Here is a 21,200-nt window from a genome sequence, read left to right as displayed (position 1 = left end):
CGGGCGCCGGTCGGGGGGTGGGGCGTCCGCGTGGGGGATCAAACCCCGGGCGTCCGCGCGGGTGACCGGAAAGGGCGCCGTGCCGGACGGGGCGGTGGTCGAGCAGCGCTGGGCGGTGTTCCACCGCTGGGGGCCGTACGTGCTGCTCGCGGCCGGCACCCTGCTCTCGGTGTCGGTCGCCGACGAGGTCGGCATGACCGGCGGTGAGCGGTGGGCGAGCGGTGTGCTGGTCGTCATGGCCACCGCCCTGCAACTGGCCTGGGGCAGCGCGGAGCGCCGACGCCCCGGACCGTCCACGGAGAGCGCCTGCTACTACGTCGTCCGCTGGGGCATCGGGTTCGCGCTCACCTGGCTGAACCCGCTGTTCGCCTTCTACGCGGTCATCGGCTACTTCGGCGTCGGGCGCCAGCTCCCGGGACGTCTGGTCCGGTGGGGCCTGCTCACCACCGCGGTGACCATGGCGGGCTCACAGTCCGGCGTGCTGCCGCCGCGCGGGAGACTGGACTGGGTGTTCTTCGGGGCGGTCCTCCTGGTCAACGTCCTGCTGGTGACCCTGTTCGCCCACTTCGGCGAACTGGAGGAGGAGCGCACCCGCGCGCAGGCCGCCACCATCGCCGAACTGGAGCGCACCAACGCCGCGTTGCAGCAGGCCCTCGACGAGAACGCCGCCCTGCACACCCAACTCCTCGTCCAGGCACGGGAGGCGGGGGTCGCCGACGAACGCAGGCGACTGGCCGCCGAGATCCACGACACCCTCGCCCAGGGCCTGACCGGCATCATCGCCCAGCTCCAGGTCGTCGCGAACACCCGCGACCCCGACCTGGCGCGCGTCCACGTGGTGCGGGCCACCGACCTGGCCCGCGAGAGCCTTGGCGAGGCCCGCCGCTCCGTGCACGACCTCGCCCCGGTCGCCCTCGACCGGGACGGGCTGCCGCGGGCCCTGGAGAAGACGGTCGCGGAATGGGGCGAACGCACCGGAGCCCGCGCCGACTGCACGGTCACCGGCACCGCCGAGCCCCTCCACGAGGAGGTCGCCGCCACCCTGCTGCGGATAGCCCAGGAGGCCCTGTCCAACGCCTCCCGGCACGCCCGCGCCACCCGGGTCGGCGTCACGCTCTCCTACATCGGCGACGAGGTCACCCTCGACATCCGCGACGACGGCCGCGGCTTCGACCCGCGGGTGCGCCCCGCCCGCACCGGCAGCGGCGGCTTCGGCCTCGACGGGATGCGCGCCCGCGCGGAGCGCATCGCGGGCTCCCTCACCGTGGAGTCCGAGCCCGGCCACGGGACGGCGGTGTCGGCTCGCGTACCGTTGGTCCGCCATGACTGACACCCCGGCCATGACCGCCCCCCAGGCCGTCTCCGTACTGATCGTCGACGACCACCCCGTCGTACGGGACGGCCTGCGCGGCATGTTCGAGTCCGCGCCCGGCTTCCGCGTCCTCGGCGAGGCGGCGAACGGCGTCGAGGCGCTGGAACGGGCCGCCGCCCTGGACCCGGACGTCGTGCTCATGGACCTGCGCATGCCGGGCGGTTCGGGCGTGGACGCCATCCGGGAACTGTCCCGCCGGGGAGCGCGGGCCAAGGTGCTCGTCCTGACCACCTACGACACCGACTCCGACACCCTGCCCGCGATCGAGGCGGGCGCGACCGGCTATCTGCTGAAGGACGCGCCGCGCGAGGAACTGTTCACGGCCGTGCGGGCGGCGGCCGAGGGACGTACGGTCCTCTCCCCGGCGGTGGCCTCCCGGCTGGTCTCCGCGGTCCGCTCCCCCCGCTCGTCCGGCGGCGAACCGCTGTCCGCGCGGGAGCGCGAGGTCCTCGGCCTGGTCGCCCGGGGCACCTCCAACCGTGAGATCGCCCGCGAACTCTTCATCAGCGAGGCGACCGTGAAGACCCACCTCACCCACCTGTACGCCAAACTGGGCGTCAAGGACCGCGCCGCGGCCGTGGCGGCCGCCTACGACCGCGGCATCCTCGGCTGACCGAGCCGCTTTGGACCCCTCTCCGCGGCCTGCCGGTCCGCTCACCGCACCCGCAGCAGCAGAACCGTCCGTCCCGGCACCGTGACCGTCGTGTCCGCCGGGTGGACCGTGCCCGGCGCGTCCGCCTGATCCTCCCGGCCGGTGTCCAGGACCACCTCGTAGCGCCGCGCCCACGGCGGCCCCGGCAGCAGGACGTCCACCGGTGCGTCACCGGCGTGCAGCACGGCGAGGAAGCTGTCGTCGCGTATCGGCTCCCCGTGCTCGTCGAGATCCGGGATGTCCCGCCCGGAGAGGTACATGCCGAGCGTGGCGGCGGGCGCGTACCAGTCCTCCTCGGTCATCTCCGTGCCCCGCGCGGTGAACCAGGCCAGGTCGCGCAGGCCGTCGGAGGAGTGCGCCCGCCCGGAGAAGAACGCCCGGCGGCGCAGCACCGGATGGCGGCGGCGCAGGGCGATCAGCCGGGACGTGAGGTCGAACAGGGCCTTCCACCCCGGTTCCGCCAGCAGCTCCCAGTCCACCCAGCCGGTCTCGTTGTCCTGGCAGTAGGCGTTGTTGTTGCCGCGCTGGGTACGCCCCATCTCGTCGCCGGCGACCAGCATCGGCACGCCCGTCGACAGCAGCAGCGTGGTCAGCAGGTTGCGCAGCTGCCGCCGCCGCAGCGCCAGGACGTCCGGGTCGTCGGTCTCGCCCTCGGTGCCGCAGTTCCAGGAACGGTTGTCGTCGGTGCCGTCCCGGTTGCCCTCGCCGTTGGCCTCGTTGTGCTTGCGGTCGTACGACACGAGGTCGCGCAGCGTGAACCCGTCGTGCGCGGTGACGTGGTTGACCGAGGCGTACGGGCGCCGCCCGCCCCAGTCGTAGAGGTCGCTCGAACCGGAGAGCCGGTAGCCGATCTCCCTCAGGTCCGCCGCCGCGGGCCGCCAGAAGTCCCGCACGGCGTCGCGGTACCGGTCGTTCCACTCCGACCACAGCGGAGGGAACGCCCCCACCTGGTAGCCCCCGGGACCCACGTCCCACGGCTCGGCGATCAGTTTCACCCCGCGCAGCACCGGGTCCTGGGCGATCACCGCGAGGAACGGGGAGTCCATGTCGACGTCGTGCGCGGAGCGGGCCAGCGCCGCCGCCAGGTCGAAGCGGAAGCCGTCGACGCCCATCTCGGTCACCCAGTAGCGCAGCGAATCCATGATCAGGCGCAGTACGTGCGGCCGGCCGACGTCCAGGGTGTTCCCGCAGCCGGTGTAGTCGGCGTACCGGCGGGCGTCGGCCTGGAGCCGGTAGTGGCCGCGGTTGTCGACGCCCTTCAGGGACAGTGTGGGGCCCAGTTCGTTCGACTCGGCGGTGTGGTTGTAGACCACGTCGAGGACGACCTCGATGCCCGCCTCGTGCAGGGCGCGCACCATCCGCTTGAACTCGCCGACCTGCTGCCCGGCCGTCCCGGAGGCCGCGTAGCCGGCGTGCGGGGCGAAGTAGCCGATGGAGTTGTACCCCCAGTGGTTGCGCAGCCCGCGCCGCAGCAGATGGTCCTCGTGCGCGAACTGATGCACCGGCAGCAGCTCCACGGCCGTCACGCCCAGCTTCACCAGGTGCTCGATCGCCGCGGGGTGCGCGAGCCCCGCATAGGTGCCGCGCAGCTCCTCGGGGACGCCGGGGTGGCGTCGGGTGAACCCCTTGACATGCAGTTCGTAGAGGACCGTGTCCGCCCACGGGGTGCGGGGCCGGTGGTCGGCCGCCGCGTCGCCGGTGCCGTCGGTGTCGGCTGTGCCGTTGTCGGGTTCGTGGACGACGACGGCCTTCGGCACGTACGGGGCGGAGTCCCGGTCGTCGCGCACGGTGTCCGCGACGCGCTGCTCCGGCCAGTCCCGGACGTGCCCGTACACCTCGGGCGGCAGCCCGTGCGTGGCGTAGTCGCCGTCCACCGCGCGTGCGTACGGGTCGAGCAGCAGCTTCGCCGGGTTCCAGCGGGCGCCGGTCCACGGATCCCAGCGGCCGTGCACCCGGTAGCCGTAGCGCCGGCCGGGCAGGACGCCGGGTACGAAGCCGTGCCAGACGCCGTCCGTCAGCTCGGTGAGCCGGGCCCGGACCTCCCCGCCGCCCTCGTCGAACAGGCACACCTCGACCCCCTCCGCGCCGCCCGCCCACAGGGCGAAGTCGGTCCCCGCCGCCCCGTCCGGGCCGACCCGGAAGCGGGCGCCCAGCGGTGTCGGCGGGCCGGGCCGCACGGGCACGGTCGCCGGCGGCGGTGGCGCCGCCCGCACGCCGTTCACGGCGACGGCCGGGCGCCCGTCGCCGGTGGCCCGTTCCCCGGCCACCGCCTCCTGCTCGGCTGCGCTGGACACCTGTCCGCCTCCCGCGGCTCGTGGGACGACGGCGGGCAGGGAAAGTGGCCGCGGCTCCCCGGCGCGTCGTCCTCCCCACAGTTCTGCCCAGAGCGTGCCGCGCACTCACGTGCCGCCGAGAGCACGACCTGTCCGCGTGACAGCACACCTGGAGCGGGGGCGCACCCACGGGTTCCCCCAGAGGGCGTACCCTCGCGTGCCCCGAGGGGGCGCATGGTCGTTTCCCGACGGCGCGGGCCGTCGTTGGGTACCGCGTGAGCCACGTACAAGGGCGCGCACGGCGCGCGAGGGCCGCACTGGCCGCCGTACTGACATGGACAGGGTTGTTGGCCGGAGCCGTCGGCTGTGCCTCGGACGGCGCGATCAAAGGGGCGTTCGGCCCTCCGGCGCCCGAGGAGGTCATCCGGGTCGCGCCCGCCGACGGCAGCAAGGAGGTGCGCCCCGGCAGCACGCTGCGGGTGCGGGCGCCCGAGGGGCGGCTGCAGTCGGTGAAGGTCGTCAGATCGCAGGACGCGCGGGAGTCCCCGGTCCCCGGGCGCATCTCCGCCGACGGGCGGAGCTGGAAGCCCGAGGACGAACGGCTGGCGCTCGCCGCGAGGTACACGGTCGACGCCGTGGCCCTGGACGGCGCCGGCCGCCGCTCCTCCCGTCGCACCACGTTCACCACGTACGTCCCCGAGGAACGCTTCATCGGCTACGTCGCCCCGGAACACCGCTCCGTGGTCGGCACCGGGATGATCGTCTCCCTTGCGTTCAACCGTGAGATCGTCCACCGCGCGGCGGTCGAACGGGCCGTCCGGGTCACCTCCCGCCCGGCCGTCGACATCCGCCCGCACTGGTTCGGCGAGGACCGGCTCGACTTCCGGCCCGAGAATTACTGGCAGCCCGGTACCGAGGTCACCGTCGAGCTTGACCTGCGGGACGTCGAGGGCGCGCCCGGCGTGTACGGACTCCAGCACCGCACGTTCTCCTTCACCGTCGGCCGCAGCCAGATCTCGGTGGTCGACGCGGGTCGGCACACCATGAAGGTGAGCCGGGACGGTGAGGAGCTCGCCACGGTGCCGATCACGGCCGGGGCGCCGAAGACCCCCACGTACAACGGGAAGATGGTGATCACCGAGATGCTCGAGGTCACCCGGATGAACGGCGCGACCGTCGGCTTCACCGACGCCGACGGCAAGGGCGAGTACGACATCCCCGACGTCCCGCACGCCATCCGCCTGACCGAATCCGGCACCTTCCTGCATGGCAACTACTGGGCCGAGGAGGGTGTCTTCGGCGGCATCAACGTCAGCCACGGGTGCGTGGGACTGCGCGACGTGAAGGGCGGCGGCGCGGACACCCCGGCCGGCTGGTTCTTCGACCGCAGCCTCATCGGTGACGTCGTCGAGGTGGTCAACAGCAAGGACACGACGGTCGCCCCGGACAACGGCCTCGGCGGCTGGAACATGGACTGGGAGGAGTGGACGAAGGGCAGCGCCGTGAAGTGACCCCGCGCAGTGTCTTCTTGAGGTGTCTCCTCGAGGTGACTCCTCGTAGTGCCCCCGCGCGGACCGCCGGGAGGGCGCCCCGGTTGTGCGCCGCAGGCCATTGAAGTTGGAACGGAACGGTGACAAACCTGCCGCGTCCAACGCCCCTGGCCTGTGGTTACTATGCGCCGAAGCGCGCGAGGGGCGCGCGGGGGCGCGGGTCCGGCCAGGCCCGCCGAGGGGAGAAACAAGTGAACGTGGGGCCGGTTCCGGGGGCGTCGGTTGACGCGCGGAGGCATGGTGGCAGGAAGCTGGCGGCGCTGGCACTCGGAGTGATGCTGGCGGTCACCGCGTGCGGCGGCGGGGAGACGGGCCCGGCGGCCGAGGGCAAGGGCAAGGACAAGGACTCCACCGCGGCGCAGAGCAAGCAGTCCGAGGCGGTCATCGGCATAGCGCCCAAGGACGGCGCCGAGTCCGTGAAGACCAGCGGTGTGCTGAAGGTCGACGCGACCAAGGGGAAGCTGACCGAGGTCGTCGTCAAGGCCCCGGACGGCAAGGAGGTCGACGGGGAGATATCCGGTGACGGCGCCAGTTGGACGCCGTCGACCCACCTGGCCGCCGCCACCAGGTACACGGTGCACGCGGTCGCCAAGGATTCCGCCGGCCGCACCGCAGCCGAGGACACCAACTTCACCACCCTGACGCCGAAGAACACCTTCGTCGGCACCTTCACGCCCGAGGACGGCTCCAAGGTCGGCGTCGGCATGCCGTTCTCGCTCCGCTTCACCCGGGGCATCACCAACCCGGACGACGTCAAGAAGGCCATCCGCATCACGACCGAACCGCCCGTCGAGGTCGAGGGCCACTGGTTCGGCAACGACCGGCTCGACTTCCGGCCCGAGAAGTACTGGAAGTCCGGCACCGAGGTCACCGTCGACCTCGACCTCGACGGCGTCGAGGGCCGCCCCGGCGTCTACGGCGAGCAGTCCAAGACCGTCTCCTTCACCATCGGCCGCAGCCAGGTCTCCGTCGTCGACGCCAAGAAGCACACCATGAAGGTCGAGCGGGACGGCAAGCTCATCAAGACCGTTCCGATCACCGCCGGTGCCCCCGGCACCGAGACCTGGAACGGCGAGATGGTCGTCAGCGAGCGGCTCAAGGTCACCCGGATGAACGGCGCGACCGTCGGCTTCACCGACGCCGACGGCAAGGGCGAGTACGACATCAAGGACGTCCCGCACGCCATGCGTCTGAGCAACTCCGGCACCTTCATCCACGGCAACTACTGGGGCGGCGGCGCCTTCGGCAACTACAACGCCAGCCACGGCTGCATCGGGCTGCGCGACACCCGGGGCGGCTGGGACAAGAAGGCCCCGGGCGCCTGGTTCTACGAGAACACCATGATCGGCGACGTGGTCGTCGTGAAGAACTCCAACGACGCCACCATCGCCCCGGACAACGGCCTCAACGGCTGGAACATGTCCTGGGAGGAGTGGAAGGCGTAGGCCCGGCCCGGTCCGTCACGGCATACGCGGCCCCGGTGCCTGCCGAGGCACCGGGGCCGCTGCCGTCGGCCAAGTGATCGACCGCACCGGCCCGGTTGTCGTTGGACACCGTGCTGTGTCTGCCCGGGGGCGATCCCCGGACCCCCGGCCGGATGTGATCTACCGCACCAGCCTCGTTGCCGTTAGTCACCGTTAACCTGCTGGCATGACCGTACATCTCGAAGTCGCCGAGGGCGTCGGCACGCTGCGCCTGGACCGCCCGCCCATGAACGCACTGGACGTCGCCACACAGGACCGGCTGAAGGAACTCGCCGAGGAGGTCACGCGCCGCGAGGACGTACGCGCCGTCGTGATCCACGGCGGCGAGAAGGTGTTCGCGGCGGGCGCGGACATCAAGGAGATGCAGGCCATGGACCACACCGCGATGGTCCTGCGCGCCCGCGCCCTGCAGGACTCCTTCACGGCCGTGGCCCGCATCCCCAAGCCGGTGGTGGCCGCGGTGACCGGTTACGCGCTCGGCGGCGGCTGTGAACTCGCGCTCTGCGCCGACTTCCGCATCGCCGGGGAGAACGCCAAGCTGGGTCAGCCGGAGATCCTGCTCGGGCTGATCCCGGGGGCCGGCGGTACACAGCGCCTGGCCCGCCTCGTCGGCCCGTCGAAGGCGAAGGACCTCATCTTCACGGGCCGTCAGGTGAAGGCCGACGAGGCGCTCGCGCTGGGCCTGGTGGACCGTGTGGTCCCCGCCGCCGAGGTCTACGAGCAGGCGCACGCGTGGGCCGCGCGGCTCGCCAAGGGACCGGCGATCGCGCTGCGCGCGGCCAAGGAGTCGATCGACACCGGTCTGGAGGCCGACATCGACACCGGCCTCGCCGTCGAGCGCAACTGGTTCGCGGGCCTGTTCGCCACCGAGGACCGTGAACGGGGGATGCGCAGCTTCGTGGAGGACGGCCCCGGTAAGGCAAAGTTCCTCTGAACCTTCCTCTGAGGGCTTGCAATTGACGCGATGTCTGATCCGGGTCCCTCGACGGGGCGGTTTATGGGAGCCTTAACGGGCCCTTAAGTCTGCCGCGTCGAGGGAGCCTGTCGATTGCCGCACAGTGAGCCGTTGCCGCAGGTCGCAGGGGCCGCTGACGGCACCGACGTGCCGAAGGCATATGTCGGTGGCCCGGCCCGGCGCGGGGGCGTGCAGGGGGCGCATTCCCCCGGAACGACCCCGGACGCCCCACCGGACGGCCATGATGGGGCCATGGCGGGGCTGGATGGCATGGAACAGCCGCGGGGAGACGGACGTGCGACCGCGTCGCGCTGGTCGCCGACGGTCGAGGACGAACACGCCCAGAAGGCGCTGGAGTTGTTCGGCAACCCGACGGAGGCAGAGGTTCCGCTGCCGTCCCGCCCCGAGTCCGCCGCCACCGCACGCCGACTCACCCAGATCGTGCTCCTGCGCCAGTGGGGCCTCACCGCCGCGACCACCGAGGACGCCGTTCTGCTCGTCTCCGAACTCGTCGGCAACGCGGTACGCCACACCGGTGCCCGCGTCTTCGGCCTCCGGCTGCGCCGCCGCCCCCGCTGGATCCGCGTCGAGGTCCGGGACCCGTCCCGCGGCCTGCCCTGTCTCATGCCGGTCCAGGAACTGGACGTCAGCGGGCGCGGCCTCTTCCTCGTCGACACCCTCGCCGACCGCTGGGGCGTCGACCTGCTCCCACGGGGCAAGACGACCTGGTTCGAGATGCGCGTCACCGACCGCTGAACCGCGGCCGTCACCAGGTCCCCTCACATGCCGTCGGCCCACTCCTTCAGGGCCGCGCGGTCGGGGAAGTCGGCGACGTTCTTGTCCAGGGGGTCGTCGGTGTACTGGTGGAAGCGCCACTTTGCCTTGATGCGGGGCTTGCCCGCGGTGACGTAGTCGGCGATCCAGAGGCCGTCACCGGCGTAGGAGGTGGTGTCGACGTTGAGCCAGAAGTGCCTGTTCGCGTACAGGATCACCCTGTTGTGCGGCCGTAGTTCCTTCACCTTGCGGATGAAGCGGTCCTTCTCCGCGTTGCTCGCGCGGGTGCCCTCGCCGGTCGTCTCCCAGTCGACGGCGAGGATGTCGCCCCGCCGCTCGGGAGCCTCGGAGACGAAGTGCTCCGCCTGCGCGGTCAGGTTGCCCGGCCAGAGGAAGTGGTAGAAGCCGACGACCAGTCCGGCCTCGCGGGCGTTCTCCGTCTGGGCGGAGAGTCCGGGGCTGACATAGGAACGGCCTTCCGTCGCCTTGATGAAGACGAAGGAGAGGCCGTCGGTGTCGAACGACGAGGACTGGTACGAACTCACATCGATGCCGCGCAGCATGAGGCTCCCTGCGGTGCTGGTGGGGGGAGGGGAGTCGAATGGCTCACTGCCCTCACGGTGGCACGGGAGCCCCGCCTAAGTGGTGGAAATGTCAACTTCTCCCCGTGAGGAGTGACGAAGGACCACGACTCCCGCCCAGCCGACAGACCCGCCCCCGGGGGGCTTGGGCCGGTCTCAGCCGTCGCACCAGCCGTGGGTCTTGCCGAACTGCAGCAGCCCGCGGCGCGCCTGGAGGATCTGCTCGCCGGTGAGCGTGGGCGCGGCGGACAGCAGCACCTCCGTGACCTCCTGGAGGTACTCCTCGGCGGTGAGCACGTCGCACAGCGAGTCGTCGCCGTCCTGATGCCTGCCCACGGCGGAGGACACCCCGCCGGCTCCCTGGGCCAGTCGTACGCCCGAAGCCTTGAGACCCCGGTCGCCCTCCTCGATCTCGAACTCCACGGCGATCCCGGGACGCAACTGGTGCTCCGGGATCCGTACGTCGTTGACGTGGAGGAAGACGTCCTCCCCGCCGTGCTCGGGAGCGATGAACCCGTAACCCCGCACGGCGTCGAACCGCACCACACGACCAGCAACCATGATTCCAACCCCCAGCAGAACACCGGACCCCATGCGCGGACCCCATGCCCGAGCCCCGTGTCCGGACTCCGTGCCCGGACCAGAGTCCCAGCAGACAAGAATACGCCGCCGCCCGGCCTGTCGTCAGCCGTGGGCCGGAGCCCTGAACGGACACACCCGTCGAGAGCGAAGGGAAGCGGTACGCCGAACGGGTGGCGGCCGAACAGGCGAATCTGAGGCGTTGCCTCCCGCCCCTGCCAGCTGACCGGAACCTCCTGCACGGCGGGGAAGCCCGGCCGGCGGTGGTCCGGTGGCGTCTGCTCCGGAGCAACTGGTTTCCGCAGGCCACCATGCGGCGGCACCCCTGCTCGAGCAAGCTCATGGCAAAGCGGGACCACGTCCGTGCATGTGCCGAATGGAGGCGTCCTTGAAAACAGCCCTGCGCCTGGCCCTGGCCACCGCTCTGTCCACCGGGGCCGTGTGGGCCACGGCATCAGTCCCGGCTGCGTCGGCCGCGGCCGAACCACTGCGGTACGTCGCGCTCGGCGATTCCTACGCGGCCGCGCCACTGGTGCCGCCCGTCGACCCGGCCGACCTGAAGTGTCTGCGCTCCCTGGCCGACTATCCCCACATCGCGGCCAAGGCCCTCGGTGCGAAACTCACCGACGTCAGCTGCTCCGGCGCCACCAGCGGCCATCTGAGAACCGCCCAGCACCCGGGAACCGCGCCCCAGTACGAAGCACTCAAGCCCGACACCGACATCGTCAGCGTCACCATCGGCGGCAACGACACCGGCCTCTTCAACGAGGTGCTGGGCTGCATCAACGTCCTGCCCCAGCCTTACGGCACCAGCTGCGCGGAAAAGAACACCGCCGGCGGCACCGACAAGGTCAGGGCCCGCGTCGATGCCTGGGCACCGGCCTTCGCCGCAGTCCTGGACGACATCGCCCGACGGGCACCGCATGCCGAGGTCTTCGTCGTCGGCTACGGCAACTACTTCCGCACCGACGGCTGCCACCCCGCCCAGCCCTTCTGGAAGCAGGACGCCAACCACCTCCAAGGCGCGGTCAACCACCTCAACACCGTGCTGAAGCAGGCGGCCGAAAAGCACGGCGCCGCCTTCGTCGACACCTACACCCTGAGCACCGGACACGACATCTGCGCCGCCCCCGCCGACCGCTACGTCGAGGGCCTGATCCCCACCCGTGCGGCCGCGCCGCTGCATCCCAACGCTTCGGGAGCCCGGGCCGTCGGCGAGGCCCTCGCCGCGGCCGTTCGCGCGACGTAGGTGCCGTCCCGCGGCCTTCGGCTCAGGGCCTGTTCCCTCAGCACTCGATGATGTTGACCGCCAGCCCGCCCCGCGCCGTCTCCTTGTACTTGACGGACATGTCCGCGCCGGTGTCCTTCATCGTCTTGATGACCTTGTCGAGGGACACCTTGTGCGAGCCGTCGCCACGCAGGGCCATGCGCGCGGCGGTGACCGCCTTCACCGCCGCCATGCCGTTGCGCTCGATGCACGGGATCTGGACGAGGCCGCCGACCGGGTCGCAGGTCAGGCCGAGGTTGTGCTCCATGCCGATCTCCGCGGCGTTCTCGACCTGCTCCGGCGAGCCGCCCATCACCTCGGCGAGGGCGCCCGCCGCCATCGAGCAGGCGGAGCCGACCTCGCCCTGGCAGCCCACCTCGGCGCCGGAGATGGAGGCGTTCTCCTTGAAGAGCATGCCGATCGCGCCGGCCGCGAGCAGGAAGCGGACCACACCCTCCTCGTCGGCACCGGGGACGAAGTTCATGTAGTAATGCAGGACGGCGGGGATGATGCCGGCCGCGCCGTTGGTCGGGGCGGTGACGACGCGGCCGCCGCCTGCGTTCTCCTCGTTCACGGCCATGGCGTAGAGCGTGATCCACTCCATGGCGAGGGCCTTCGGGTCGCCCTCGGAGCGCAGCTTGCGCGCCGTGTTCGCGGCGCGGCGGCGCACCTTCAGTCCGCCCGGCAGGATGCCCTCGCGGGACATGCCGCGCGCCACGCACGCCTGCATCACCCGCCAGATCTCCAGCAGATCCCGGCGGACCTCCTCCTCGGTCCGCCAGGAGCACTCGTTCTCCAGCATCAGCGCGGAGATGGACAGGCCCGTCTCCCGGGTCAGGCGCAGCAGCTCGTCGCCGGTGCGGAAGGGGTACTTCAGGACCGTGTCGTTGAGCTTGATGCGGTCCGCGCCCACCGCCTCCTCGTCGACGACGAAGCCGCCGCCCACCGAGTAGTACGTCTTCGACAGCACCTCGGCGCCGGACGCGTCGAAGGCCTGGAGGGTCATGCCGTTCGCGTGGTAAGGGAGCGCCTTGCGGCGGTGCAGCACCAGGTCGTCGTCGAAGGAGAACGCGATCTCGTGGTCGTCGAGCAGCCGCAGGCGGCCCGATTCCTTGATCTTCTCCACCCGCTCGTCGGCCGTCTCCACGTCCACCGTGCGGGGCGAGTCGCCCTCCAGGCCGAGCAGCACCGCCTTGGGGGTGCCGTGGCCGTGGCCGGTGGCGCCCAGCGAGCCGTACAGCTCCGCCCGGACCGAGGCGACCGAGTCCAGCAGACCCTCGTTGTCCAGCCGCCGGGCGAACATGCGGGCGGCCCGCATCGGGCCGACCGTGTGCGAGCTGGACGGGCCGATGCCGATCGAGAAGAGGTCGAAGACCGAGAGGGCCACGGGAGGACTCCTAGGGGTTCGGTGGACGGCGCTGTCCGCCGGGGTGGGGCCGGGGAAGGGGGCTCGGCACTGGATGCGTGCGGTGCATGGTGCGGGGCACCGTGCCCACCGATCCAGTGTGCGCGATGCCCCGCCCGTACGAACAAAAGCGTACGAAATTGCGAAAACTGCGAGAACTGCGAAACTACTTCAGACCCGGGTACAGCGGGTACTTCTCGGCGAGCGCCGTCACCCGGGCCCGGAGCGCGTCGACGTCGTAGGACGGCTTCAGCGTCTCGGCGATCACGTCCGCCACCTCGGTGAAGTCCTCGGCCGTGAAGCCGCGGGTGGCCAGGGCGGGCGTGCCGATCCGCAGACCCGAGGTGACCATCGGGGGGCGCGGGTCGTTCGGGATCGCGTTGCGGTTGACGGTGATGCCGACCTCGTGGAGACGGTCCTCGGCCTGCTGCCCGTCCAGCTCGGAGTCGCGCAGGTCGACCAGGACCAGGTGCACGTCCGTGCCGCCGGACAGCACGTCCACGCCCACGGCCTTGACGTCGTCCTTGACCAGGCGCTCGGCCAGGATGCGGGCGCCCTCCAGGGTGCGGCGCTGCCGGTCCTTGAAGTCCTCGGACGCGGCGACCTTGAAGGCGACCGCCTTGGCCGCGATCACGTGCTCCAGCGGGCCGCCCTGCTGGCCGGGGAAGACCGCGGAGTTGATCTTCTTGGCCAGTTCGGCCGTGGAGAGGATCACACCGCCGCGCGGACCGCCGAGGGTCTTGTGCGTGGTCGTGGTGACGACGTGGGCGTGCGGGACCGGGTTCGGGTGCAGGCCCGCCGCGACCAGACCGGCGAAGTGCGCCATGTCGACCATGAGGTACGCGCCGACCTCGTCCGCGATCCGGCGGAACGCGGCGAAGTCCAGCTGACGCGGGTACGCCGACCAGCCGGCGACGATCAGCTTCGGCTTGCTCTCCTTGGCCAGCCGCTCGACCTCGGCCATGTCGACCTGGCCGTCGTCGCCGACGTGGTACGCGACCACGTCGTAGAGCTTGCCGGAGAAGTTGATCTTCATGCCGTGGGTCAGGTGCCCGCCGTGCGCGAGGTTCAGGCCCATGATCGTGTCACCGGGCTTGAGCAGCGCGAACATCGCGGCGGCGTTGGCCTGCGCACCCGAGTGCGGCTGCACGTTGGCGTGCTCGGCGCCGAAGAGTTCCTTGACCCGGTCGATGGCGATCTGCTCGATCACGTCGACGTGCTCGCAGCCGCCGTAGTAGCGGCGGCCGGGGTAGCCCTCGGCGTACTTGTTGGTGAGGACCGTGCCCTGGGCCTCCATGACCGCGACCGGGGCGAAGTTCTCCGAGGCGATCATCTCGAGGGTGGACTGCTGACGGTGCAGCTCGGCGTCGACCGCCGCCGCGACGGCCGGGTCGAGCTCGTGCAGCGGGGTGTTCAGAAGCGACATGGGTTGCGGCCTCCTCAGCCCTGGATGAAGGCGTCGTACTCGGCGGCCGAGAGCAGGTCGGCGGGCTCGTCGCTCACCCGCACCTTGAACAGCCAGCCGCCCTCGAAGGGGGCCGAGTTCACCAGCGACGGGTCGTTCACCACGTCCTCGTTGACCTCGGTGACCTCGCCGGTGACCGGGCAGTACAGGTCGCTGACCGACTTGGTCGACTCCAGCTCGCCACAGGTCTCACCCGCGGTCACGGTGTCGCCGACCTCGGGGAGCTGGACGAACACGATGTCGCCGAGCGCGTTGGCCGCGTGCTCCGTGATGCCGATCGCCGACACGCCGTCCTCGGCGGCCGTCAGCCACTCGTGTTCCTTGCTGTAACGGAGCTGCTGGGGGTTGCTCATGATCTGGATCTCCTGTGTGCGAGGGACCGCCGGGATCGACGGCGAGGAAAGGGGGTGAAGGGGGGTGAAGGGGCCCGGGGGGGGGCACGGGACCGGCCCGGGGCCAACTGATGACGGAAGCAGAAGCACGGGTGAGCGGGTGCGCCGCGCCCGGCCTCGGCCGGTACGACCGGGTACGCGGCCCACGTCCTACGACGGTGTCACTTCTGCCGCTTGTAGAACGGCAGCGCCACGACCTCGTACGGCTCGTGGCTGCCGCGGATGTCCACGCCCACGCCTGGGGTACCCGGCTCCGAGTGCGCCACGTCGACGTACGCCATCGCGATCGGCTTGCCCAGCGTCGGTGCGGGCGCGCCGGAGGTGACCTCGCCGATCACCTCGCCGCCGGCCACCACCGGGTACCCGGCGCGCGGGACCCGGCGGCCCTCGGCGACCAGGCCCACCAGGGCGCGGGGCGGGGTCCGCTCGGCGCGGGCGGCGGCCTCGGTCAGGGCGGCACGGCCCACGAAGTCGCCCTCCTTCTCGAACTTCACGACCCGGCCGAACCCGGCGTCGAACGGCGTCAGCGAGGCGCTGAGCTCATTGCCGTACAGCGGCATGCCGGCCTCCAGGCGCAGCGTGTCCCGGCAGGCCAGCCCGCACGGGACCAGCCCCACACCCTCGCCCGCCCCGGTCAGCGCCTGCCACACCTCGACCGCGTGCTCCGGCGCGACGAACAGCTCGAAGCCGTCCTCACCGGTGTAGCCGGTACGGGCGATGAGCGCGGGGACGCCGGCGACCGTGCCGGGCAGGCCGGCGTAGTACTTCAGGCCGTCCAGGTCCGAATCGGTGAGGGCCTTGAGGATGCCGGCGGCCTCGGGACCCTGCACGGCGATCAGCGCGTACGCGTCGCGGTCGTCGCGGACCTCGGCGTCGAAGCCTGCCGACCGCTCCACGAGGGCGTCCAGCACCACCTGGGCGTTGGAGGCGTTGGCGACGACCAGGTACTCGGGGGCCTCGGTCTCACCGAGCCGGTAGACGATCAGGTCGTCCAGGATGCCGCCGTCCTCGCTGCAGATCATGGTGTAGCGGGCGCGGCCGGGCTTGACGGTCCCGATGTTGCCGATCAGGGCGTAGTCCAGGAACCGGGCCGCCTGCGGGCCGGTGACGGTGATCTCGCCCATGTGCGAGAGGTCGAAGAGGCCCGCCTTCGTGCGCACGGCGTTGTGCTCGTCGCGCTCGGAGCCGTAGCGCAGGGGCATGTCCCAGCCGGCGAAGTCGGTCATCGTGGCGCCGAGCGAACGATGCAGGGCGTCGAGCGCTGTCCGGCGGAGTTCGGTACTGCTCATCGGTCGGTCTCCCAGGGCGATGGGGTCCCCGCCGGCCGGGGCCGAGCACGGGGAGGGTGAGGACGTTCCTCCCCATCTGTCATCGGAACCTGAGAGGTTCGCCATGACCGTCCGCGCAGGGGACGTCACGGCTTGCACCTTGGGTGGAGCCGCCGGAAACTCGCACGGCGGCCCGCTTTTCAGATGTGCCTGGCCCGCGCGGTAACGGTGCCTGAGAGATTCAAGGGAGGGACTTGCTCCTTCGGCGCCCCGGCGAAACGTGCCAGGGACTCTCCCGCGCGGATTCAAACGGCCGGTATGCAGTTGGCGCGCTCATCATTGCACGCATCGTGAGGCTTCGGCAGGGGGACCTTTCCTTCGTACGCACAGGGTGCTCAGGCCTGTACGGACGGCTGTGACAGGTCTGTATCGGGAAACGGACGGAATGAAGAGGCTCCGCCGTTACCGTCTCTTTACACTCGACGGGGACGGTGCTCAGGCACCTGCCCCAGGGGAGGACTCACGGTGAACAGGATTACGGCGTACGCCACCACGGGTGTCGCGCCGCCGGAGCAGCAGGCCCCTTCGGCCCGGGAGGCCCGTGGCGCGCGGCCGGTGCCCGTCGTCCGCGACCTGCGCGAGTGCGCCGGCCGCGGTCCGCGCGCCCTGGTCTTCGGCCCCCGCGACCTCGTCGTGATCACCGGACTGCCCGGCAGCGGCAAATCCACACTGATGCGACGCGCGGTGCGCGGCATCCGTATCGACTCCCAGGACACCCGCGACCGCTGGGACCGCCGCATGCCGCGCCTCCTGCCGTACGCGGTGTATCGGCCCCTGGCCCGTCTCGACCACTACACCGGGCTGCGCCGCGCCCTGCGCACCGGCGAGGGGGTCGTCGTGCACGACTGCGGTACCCACGCCTGGGTGCGCCGCTGGCTGGTCCGCGAGGCCCGCCGCCGGGGCGCGGGGCTGCATCTGCTGCTGCTCGACGTCCCCCCGGAGCAGGCGCTGGACGGGCAGCGTGAGCGCGGCCGCGGCGTCTCCCGGTACGCCTTCCTGCGGCACCGCACCGCCGTCGACCGGCTGCTGCGGTCCGTGGAGCGCGGCGACCCGCCCGCGGGCTGCGGCTCGGCGGTCCTGATCGACCGGGACGCGGCGAACGCGCTGCGCCGCATCGACTTCACGGGCTGACGGCTTCACGGGCTGACGGCCCCGGCGCGGCAGCGGTTAGCCTTTTCAGCCACAGCAGTGGTTCCAGGCAGGCGGTAGGCAGATGGACTTCCCGGCGGGCTTCTCCGCGGACTTCCCGGCACAGACTCACCCCCATCCGCACGGAGGATGGCCCGGCAACGAGTTGGAGGAGGTGCTCTCCGCCTCCCTCGGCGTCCCCTCGGCGGACGGCCGGATCATCGAGGTACTGGGCAGGAGCTTCGTCTGGGTCCCGCTGCCGAACGGCGGCGGCCCGCACAGCGGCCCGCTGGACCTGCCCACCCTGGAGATCGAGGGACAGGCGTACGTCCCGGTCTTCAGCTCCGAGGAACAGTTCCGCCAGGTCGTCGGCTCCCACATGTCGTTCACCGTCGCGCCCGCGGTGGAGTTCGCGCGGGGTCTGCCGCCGCAGGCCGGGATCGCGGTGAACCCCGGCGGCGTGGTCGGCGTCCCGCTGCCGCCGCCCGCCGTGGCCGAACTGTGCCTGGCCGGACGCGGCCCGCTGGACGGTCCGGCGGGCGGCGGCCGGGTCAAGCTGTTCGAGCCCGACTGGCAGGACGACCCGGTGGACTTCCTCGCCGCCGCGGGCGCGGAGTTCGAGTCGATCGGTGTCGTGAGCACCGCCCGCCGCTGCCTCGCCGAGATAGAGACCGCGGACCCGGTGCTGTTCGTCGGGGTCGAACTGTCCCAGTGGGAGGGCGATCTGCGGGTCCTCCCCGGCGACGCCCTGGGCCGCGCGCTGGGCCGCCGACCGGTGAAGTGGCCCGTCAACCTGGTCCTCCTGGACGTGGCCCAGGACCCGGTCGGCCAATGGATGCGCGACCGCGTCCGCCCGTTCTACCAGCGCGAGGGCTAGGGCCTGTCCGGCGGAGCGAGGTGGAGGCCCCCGCCGGGCGGCTCGCCGGTGCCCGGCGGACGGGCGGAGCCCCCGGGCCGCGGGCGGCTTAAGCTAGGTTCATTGGCTGGGGCGAGGGTGTTGTACGGAGGGGCGATACAAAGTGAGCGCTGGCACCGCGGCGGCCGGGCAGGTCGAGCACATGCTGCGCCAGGTGACCCCCGGGCGTTACGACGCCTATGAGGCGTTGCTTCGCGCGCTCGCGACCCCTTCCTCCGGTCATGTCTGGATGCTGCTGTGGCACGGTCAGGCCGGCTCCCCGGACGCCCAGTACGGGAACATGGAGGTCGGCGGCTTCGGCTACGCGCCCTGCGTGACCTCCGCCCAGGAGCTGTCCGCCAGTGGCTGGAACCGGTCGTACGAGGTCGTCGACGGCCTCGAGGCCGCCCGCGCCCTCTACCCCGACCGCTACGGCCTCTGGCTCAACCCGCACGCCCCCGGCGGCGGCCTCGGCATCCCGTGGCTCGATCTGCGCCGGCTCGCCACCGGCCTCGACCGGCAGCCCGCCGGACCCCTGCGGCTGTCCGAACCCGCCATCGAGATCCCCCAGTTCTACGCCCTGCTCACGCAGAACGCGCACCGTACGCCCGCCGTGCGCGCGTTGCGCCGCGCCTGGGTGCAGCCGGCGCTGGGCGCGCCGTATCTCGCCATCGGGCTGGACGTGTACGACACCTCGCCGCCGGCCGTCGACGCGGTGCGCGCGATGATGCAGCAGTCCATCGGTGCCGTCCCGGACGGGCTCCCGGTGTCGACCGTCGCGATGACCGACGAGCACGACCCGGTCGCCATGTGGCTGCGGGCCAACGCCCGCCCGTTCTACGACCGTGAGGCCCACGGTGCCGTTCCGCCCCCCGCCGCCGGCTCCGGCTACCCGCCCGCGCACCAGCACTGACCGGGCCGTATCCGCTGGAGGCCGGGGCCGTCGTACCCGCCGTCACTGACTCAGCGTGACGGTGTCCACATGGTGGACAGGAGTGTCGACGGTGGACGCCCGCGTCGCTGGCGAGACTGATGTCACGTCAGTTTTTCGGTCATGCGCGCTCGGCTGTGACCAGTTGACCGCCTGCCACCTGCGGTTTCACCCGTTCTCCACACCGTTCGGCGCTTCCCGGGCGGCTGTTGGGGGAGGCGCCTGATGTCTCGAGATGGTCACTTCCCGGCGGAGGGGCGCCTGAAGCGTCCCTTATGTCAACTGTTCAGATCTCAGGTAGGTATCACCGGTATCCGGACTGTTCTCGACTCGCTGTGAACATCTGTAGTGTTCGGCCGGTCAAGATGCATCCACATAGCGGACCCGGAGTGGCCCCAATATGCGCATAACCAAGTCCCGAGCGGCTCGGGCGATCACGGCCGCGGTGGCGGTCGCTCTGATCGCCACGGGCTGCTCCAGCGACCGGGACAGCGACAACAAGAGCGACGGCAAGAAGGACACCTTCGTCTTCGCCGGCGCCGGTGACCCTGGCTCCCTGGACCCTGCCCTCGCCAGCGACGGTGAAACCTTCCGTGTGACGCGGCAGGCGTTCGAGGCTCTCATCGAGCACGAGTCCGGCGGCAGCGAGATGGTCGGCGGTCTCGCCGAGGACTGGTCCAGCAACGACAAGGGCACCGTCTGGACCTTCAACCTCCGCAAGGGCGTGAAGTTCCACGACGGCGAGGCGTTCAACGCCGAGGCCGTCTGCGCCAACTACGACCACTGGTTCAACTGGACGGGCACCTACCAGTCCAGCGCGGTCTCCTACTACTGGCAGACCATCATGGGCGGCTTCGCGAAGAACGAGGACAAGGAGACGCCCGAGGCGAACTACAAGTCCTGCACCGCGAAGGACGAGAACACCGCCGTCATCGAGGTCAAGGAGCCCTCCGCCAACCTCCCCGGCGGCTTCTCCCTCAACGCCCTGGCGATCCACTCGCCGAAGGCGATCGAGGAGTACAAGAAGCAGGACGCCTCCGCCAAGGGCGACGCCATCACGTACCCCAAGTACAGCCAGGAGGCCGGCACGGTCGCCGGTACCGGCCCGTACAAGATCACGAAGTGGAACAAGGGCAACAAGGAAGTCTCCCTCGAGCGCTTCGACGACTACTGGGGCGAGAAGGCGAAGATCAAGAACCTGGTCTTCCGCACGATCTCCGACGAGCAGACGCGCCGTCAGGCGCTCCAGGCCGGTGACATCGACGGCTACGACCTCGTCGCCCCGGCCGACGTCACGACCCTCGAGAAGCAGGGCTACGTCGTCCCGACCCGTGGCGTCTTCAACCTCTTCTACGTGGGTATGAGCCAGGAGGCCAACCCCGCGCTCAAGAAGAAGGAAGTCCGCCAGGCGATCGCGCAGTCGATCGACAAGGAGAACCTGGTCAAGACGCAGCTGCCCGAGGGCGGCAAGGTCGCCGACCAGTTCATGCCCGACACGATCGAGGGCTACTCCAAGGACGTCAAGCAGTACCCCTTCGACACGGACGCCGCCAAGAAGCTCCTGAAGAAGGCCGGTCAGGAGAAGCTGAAGGTCACGTTCTGCTACCCGACCGAGGTCACCCGCCCGTACATGCCTGCCCCGCAGGACCTGTTCGAGCTGATGAAGGCCGACCTGGAGAAGTCCGGCATCACCGTCACGCCCAAGGCCATGAAGTGGGCGCCGGACTACATCGACGCCACCGAGTCGGGCTCCTGCGACCTGCACATGCTCGGCTGGACCGGTGACTTCAACGACGGCTTCAACTTCATCGGCACCTGGTTCGCCGGGTACGACAAGCAGTGGGGCTTCAAGGACAAGAAGGTCTTCGACGCCGTGAACGCCGGCTCGAAGCTCGGCAAGCACGACGAGCGCATCGCCGCGTACAAGAAGGCCAACGAGGTCGTCATGGACTACCTGCCGGGTGTCCCGATCTCGTCCTCCCCGCCGGCCATCGCCTTCGCCAAGAACGTGAACCCGCCGAACGTCTCCCCGCTGACGCAGGAAGTCTTCTCCGAGACCTCCTTCAAGTAAGCGCGTAAGCGGCAGGAAACGAAGGAACGAAAAACGGGGGGTCCGCCCGGCTGTCGGAACTCGGCGGCCGGGCGGGTCCATTCATGTAAGACATCACG

18 protein-coding genes and 2 riboswitches are annotated in these 21,200 nt (G+C 70.9%); of the genes, 11 read left to right on the top strand and 7 right to left on the bottom strand.

Annotated elements, in window-relative coordinates:
- Positions 1 to 61: 61 nt before the first annotated feature.
- Both AC6F7H_RS06190 and AC6F7H_RS06185 read left to right on the top strand, forming a co-directional pair.
- Positions 62 to 1,330 carry a sensor histidine kinase gene (locus AC6F7H_RS06190; protein WP_500761678.1) on the top strand — a complete coding sequence of 423 codons (1,269 nt, stop codon included), beginning with the start codon at positions 62 to 64 and terminating at the stop codon, positions 1,328 to 1,330.
- Complete coding sequence (locus tag AC6F7H_RS06185; protein WP_500755733.1) at positions 1,323 to 1,985, top strand: response regulator; 663 nt, start codon at positions 1,323 to 1,325, stop codon at positions 1,983 to 1,985. Before AC6F7H_RS06190 ends, AC6F7H_RS06185 begins: the two co-directional genes overlap by 8 nt.
- A gap of 41 nt (positions 1,986 to 2,026) precedes the next feature.
- Here the strand turns inward: AC6F7H_RS06185 and glgX are convergent, their stop codons facing one another.
- On the bottom strand, positions 2,027 to 4,318 hold the full coding sequence (gene glgX / locus AC6F7H_RS06180) for a glycogen debranching protein GlgX (protein WP_500755731.1): 2,292 nt from the start codon (positions 4,316 to 4,318) through the stop codon (positions 2,027 to 2,029).
- Between the two features lie 254 nt (positions 4,319 to 4,572).
- On the opposite strand from glgX, the gene AC6F7H_RS06175 reads away from it, so the two are divergent.
- From AC6F7H_RS06175 to AC6F7H_RS06160, 4 genes are all read left to right on the top strand, one after another.
- The gene (locus tag AC6F7H_RS06175) at positions 4,573 to 5,808 is read left to right on the top strand and encodes a L,D-transpeptidase (protein WP_500755729.1); all 1,236 of its coding nucleotides are present in this window, start codon (positions 4,573 to 4,575) and stop codon (positions 5,806 to 5,808) included.
- 314 nt (positions 5,809 to 6,122) lie between these two features.
- Entirely contained in the window at positions 6,123 to 7,292 is a 1,170-nt protein-coding gene (locus AC6F7H_RS06170; RefSeq protein ID WP_500755726.1) for a L,D-transpeptidase, read from the top strand.
- 205 nt (positions 7,293 to 7,497) lie between these two features.
- Positions 7,498 to 8,265 carry an enoyl-CoA hydratase/isomerase family protein gene (locus AC6F7H_RS06165; protein WP_500755724.1) on the top strand — a complete coding sequence of 256 codons (768 nt, stop codon included), beginning with the start codon at positions 7,498 to 7,500 and terminating at the stop codon, positions 8,263 to 8,265.
- A 273-nt stretch (positions 8,266 to 8,538) separates the two neighbouring features.
- A complete protein-coding gene (locus AC6F7H_RS06160; protein WP_500755722.1) occupies positions 8,539 to 9,042 on the top strand; it encodes an ATP-binding protein in 504 nt (167 codons plus the stop codon).
- A gap of 23 nt (positions 9,043 to 9,065) precedes the next feature.
- Here AC6F7H_RS06160 and AC6F7H_RS06155 read toward each other — a convergent pair whose 3' ends face one another.
- The gene (locus tag AC6F7H_RS06155; RefSeq protein WP_500755720.1) at positions 9,066 to 9,623 is read right to left on the bottom strand and encodes a glycoside hydrolase family 25 protein; all 558 of its coding nucleotides are present in this window, start codon (positions 9,621 to 9,623) and stop codon (positions 9,066 to 9,068) included.
- A gap of 174 nt (positions 9,624 to 9,797) precedes the next feature.
- Positions 9,798 to 10,202, bottom strand: coding sequence for a cold-shock protein (locus AC6F7H_RS06150; RefSeq protein WP_500755718.1), 405 nt, complete (start codon positions 10,200 to 10,202; stop codon positions 9,798 to 9,800).
- A 406-nt stretch (positions 10,203 to 10,608) separates the two neighbouring features.
- Here AC6F7H_RS06150 and AC6F7H_RS06145 point away from each other — a divergent pair, with 406 nt between their 5' ends.
- Positions 10,609 to 11,469 carry an SGNH/GDSL hydrolase family protein gene (locus AC6F7H_RS06145; protein WP_500755716.1) on the top strand — a complete coding sequence of 287 codons (861 nt, stop codon included), beginning with the start codon at positions 10,609 to 10,611 and terminating at the stop codon, positions 11,467 to 11,469.
- A 37-nt stretch (positions 11,470 to 11,506) separates the two neighbouring features.
- Here the strand turns inward: AC6F7H_RS06145 and AC6F7H_RS06140 are convergent, their stop codons facing one another.
- The 4 genes from AC6F7H_RS06140 to gcvT form a co-directional block, all read right to left on the bottom strand.
- Positions 11,507 to 12,874: an L-serine ammonia-lyase gene (locus tag AC6F7H_RS06140; protein ID WP_500755714.1), complete on the bottom strand. Its 1,368-nt coding sequence runs from the start codon at positions 12,872 to 12,874 to the stop codon at positions 11,507 to 11,509.
- A gap of 184 nt (positions 12,875 to 13,058) precedes the next feature.
- A complete protein-coding gene (gene glyA / locus AC6F7H_RS06135) occupies positions 13,059 to 14,318 on the bottom strand; it encodes a serine hydroxymethyltransferase (RefSeq protein WP_500755712.1) in 1,260 nt (419 codons plus the stop codon).
- Positions 14,319 to 14,332: 14 nt separating this feature from the next.
- On the bottom strand, positions 14,333 to 14,710 hold the full coding sequence (gcvH, locus tag AC6F7H_RS06130; protein ID WP_363039081.1) for a glycine cleavage system protein GcvH: 378 nt from the start codon (positions 14,708 to 14,710) through the stop codon (positions 14,333 to 14,335).
- A 200-nt stretch (positions 14,711 to 14,910) separates the two neighbouring features.
- Positions 14,911 to 16,038, bottom strand: coding sequence for a glycine cleavage system aminomethyltransferase GcvT (gene gcvT / locus AC6F7H_RS06125; RefSeq protein WP_500755710.1), 1,128 nt, complete (start codon positions 16,036 to 16,038; stop codon positions 14,911 to 14,913).
- A 66-nt stretch (positions 16,039 to 16,104) separates the two neighbouring features.
- Positions 16,105 to 16,227: riboswitch (glycine riboswitch) on the bottom strand.
- Positions 16,228 to 16,325, bottom strand: a riboswitch (glycine riboswitch).
- A gap of 217 nt (positions 16,326 to 16,542) precedes the next feature.
- Between gcvT and AC6F7H_RS06120 the strand changes: the two genes are divergently transcribed.
- From AC6F7H_RS06120 to AC6F7H_RS06105, 4 genes are all read left to right on the top strand, one after another.
- Positions 16,543 to 17,208 (top strand): AAA family ATPase, encoded by a 666-nt coding sequence (locus AC6F7H_RS06120; RefSeq protein ID WP_500755709.1) that lies wholly within the window; start codon positions 16,543 to 16,545, stop codon positions 17,206 to 17,208.
- An 82-nt stretch (positions 17,209 to 17,290) separates the two neighbouring features.
- Entirely contained in the window at positions 17,291 to 18,082 is a 792-nt protein-coding gene (locus tag AC6F7H_RS06115) for an enhanced serine sensitivity protein SseB (protein WP_500755707.1), read from the top strand.
- A gap of 181 nt (positions 18,083 to 18,263) precedes the next feature.
- Entirely contained in the window at positions 18,264 to 19,013 is a 750-nt protein-coding gene (locus AC6F7H_RS06110) for an enhanced serine sensitivity protein SseB C-terminal domain-containing protein (protein ID WP_500761676.1), read from the top strand.
- 418 nt (positions 19,014 to 19,431) lie between these two features.
- Positions 19,432 to 21,102 carry an ABC transporter substrate-binding protein gene (locus AC6F7H_RS06105; RefSeq protein ID WP_500755705.1) on the top strand — a complete coding sequence of 557 codons (1,671 nt, stop codon included), beginning with the start codon at positions 19,432 to 19,434 and terminating at the stop codon, positions 21,100 to 21,102.
- Positions 21,103 to 21,200: the final 98 nt, after the last annotated feature.

It is taken from the genome of Streptomyces sp. MMS24-W38, from assembly GCF_059889265.1.
This window is presented reverse-complemented; position numbering and strand designations above follow the sequence as displayed.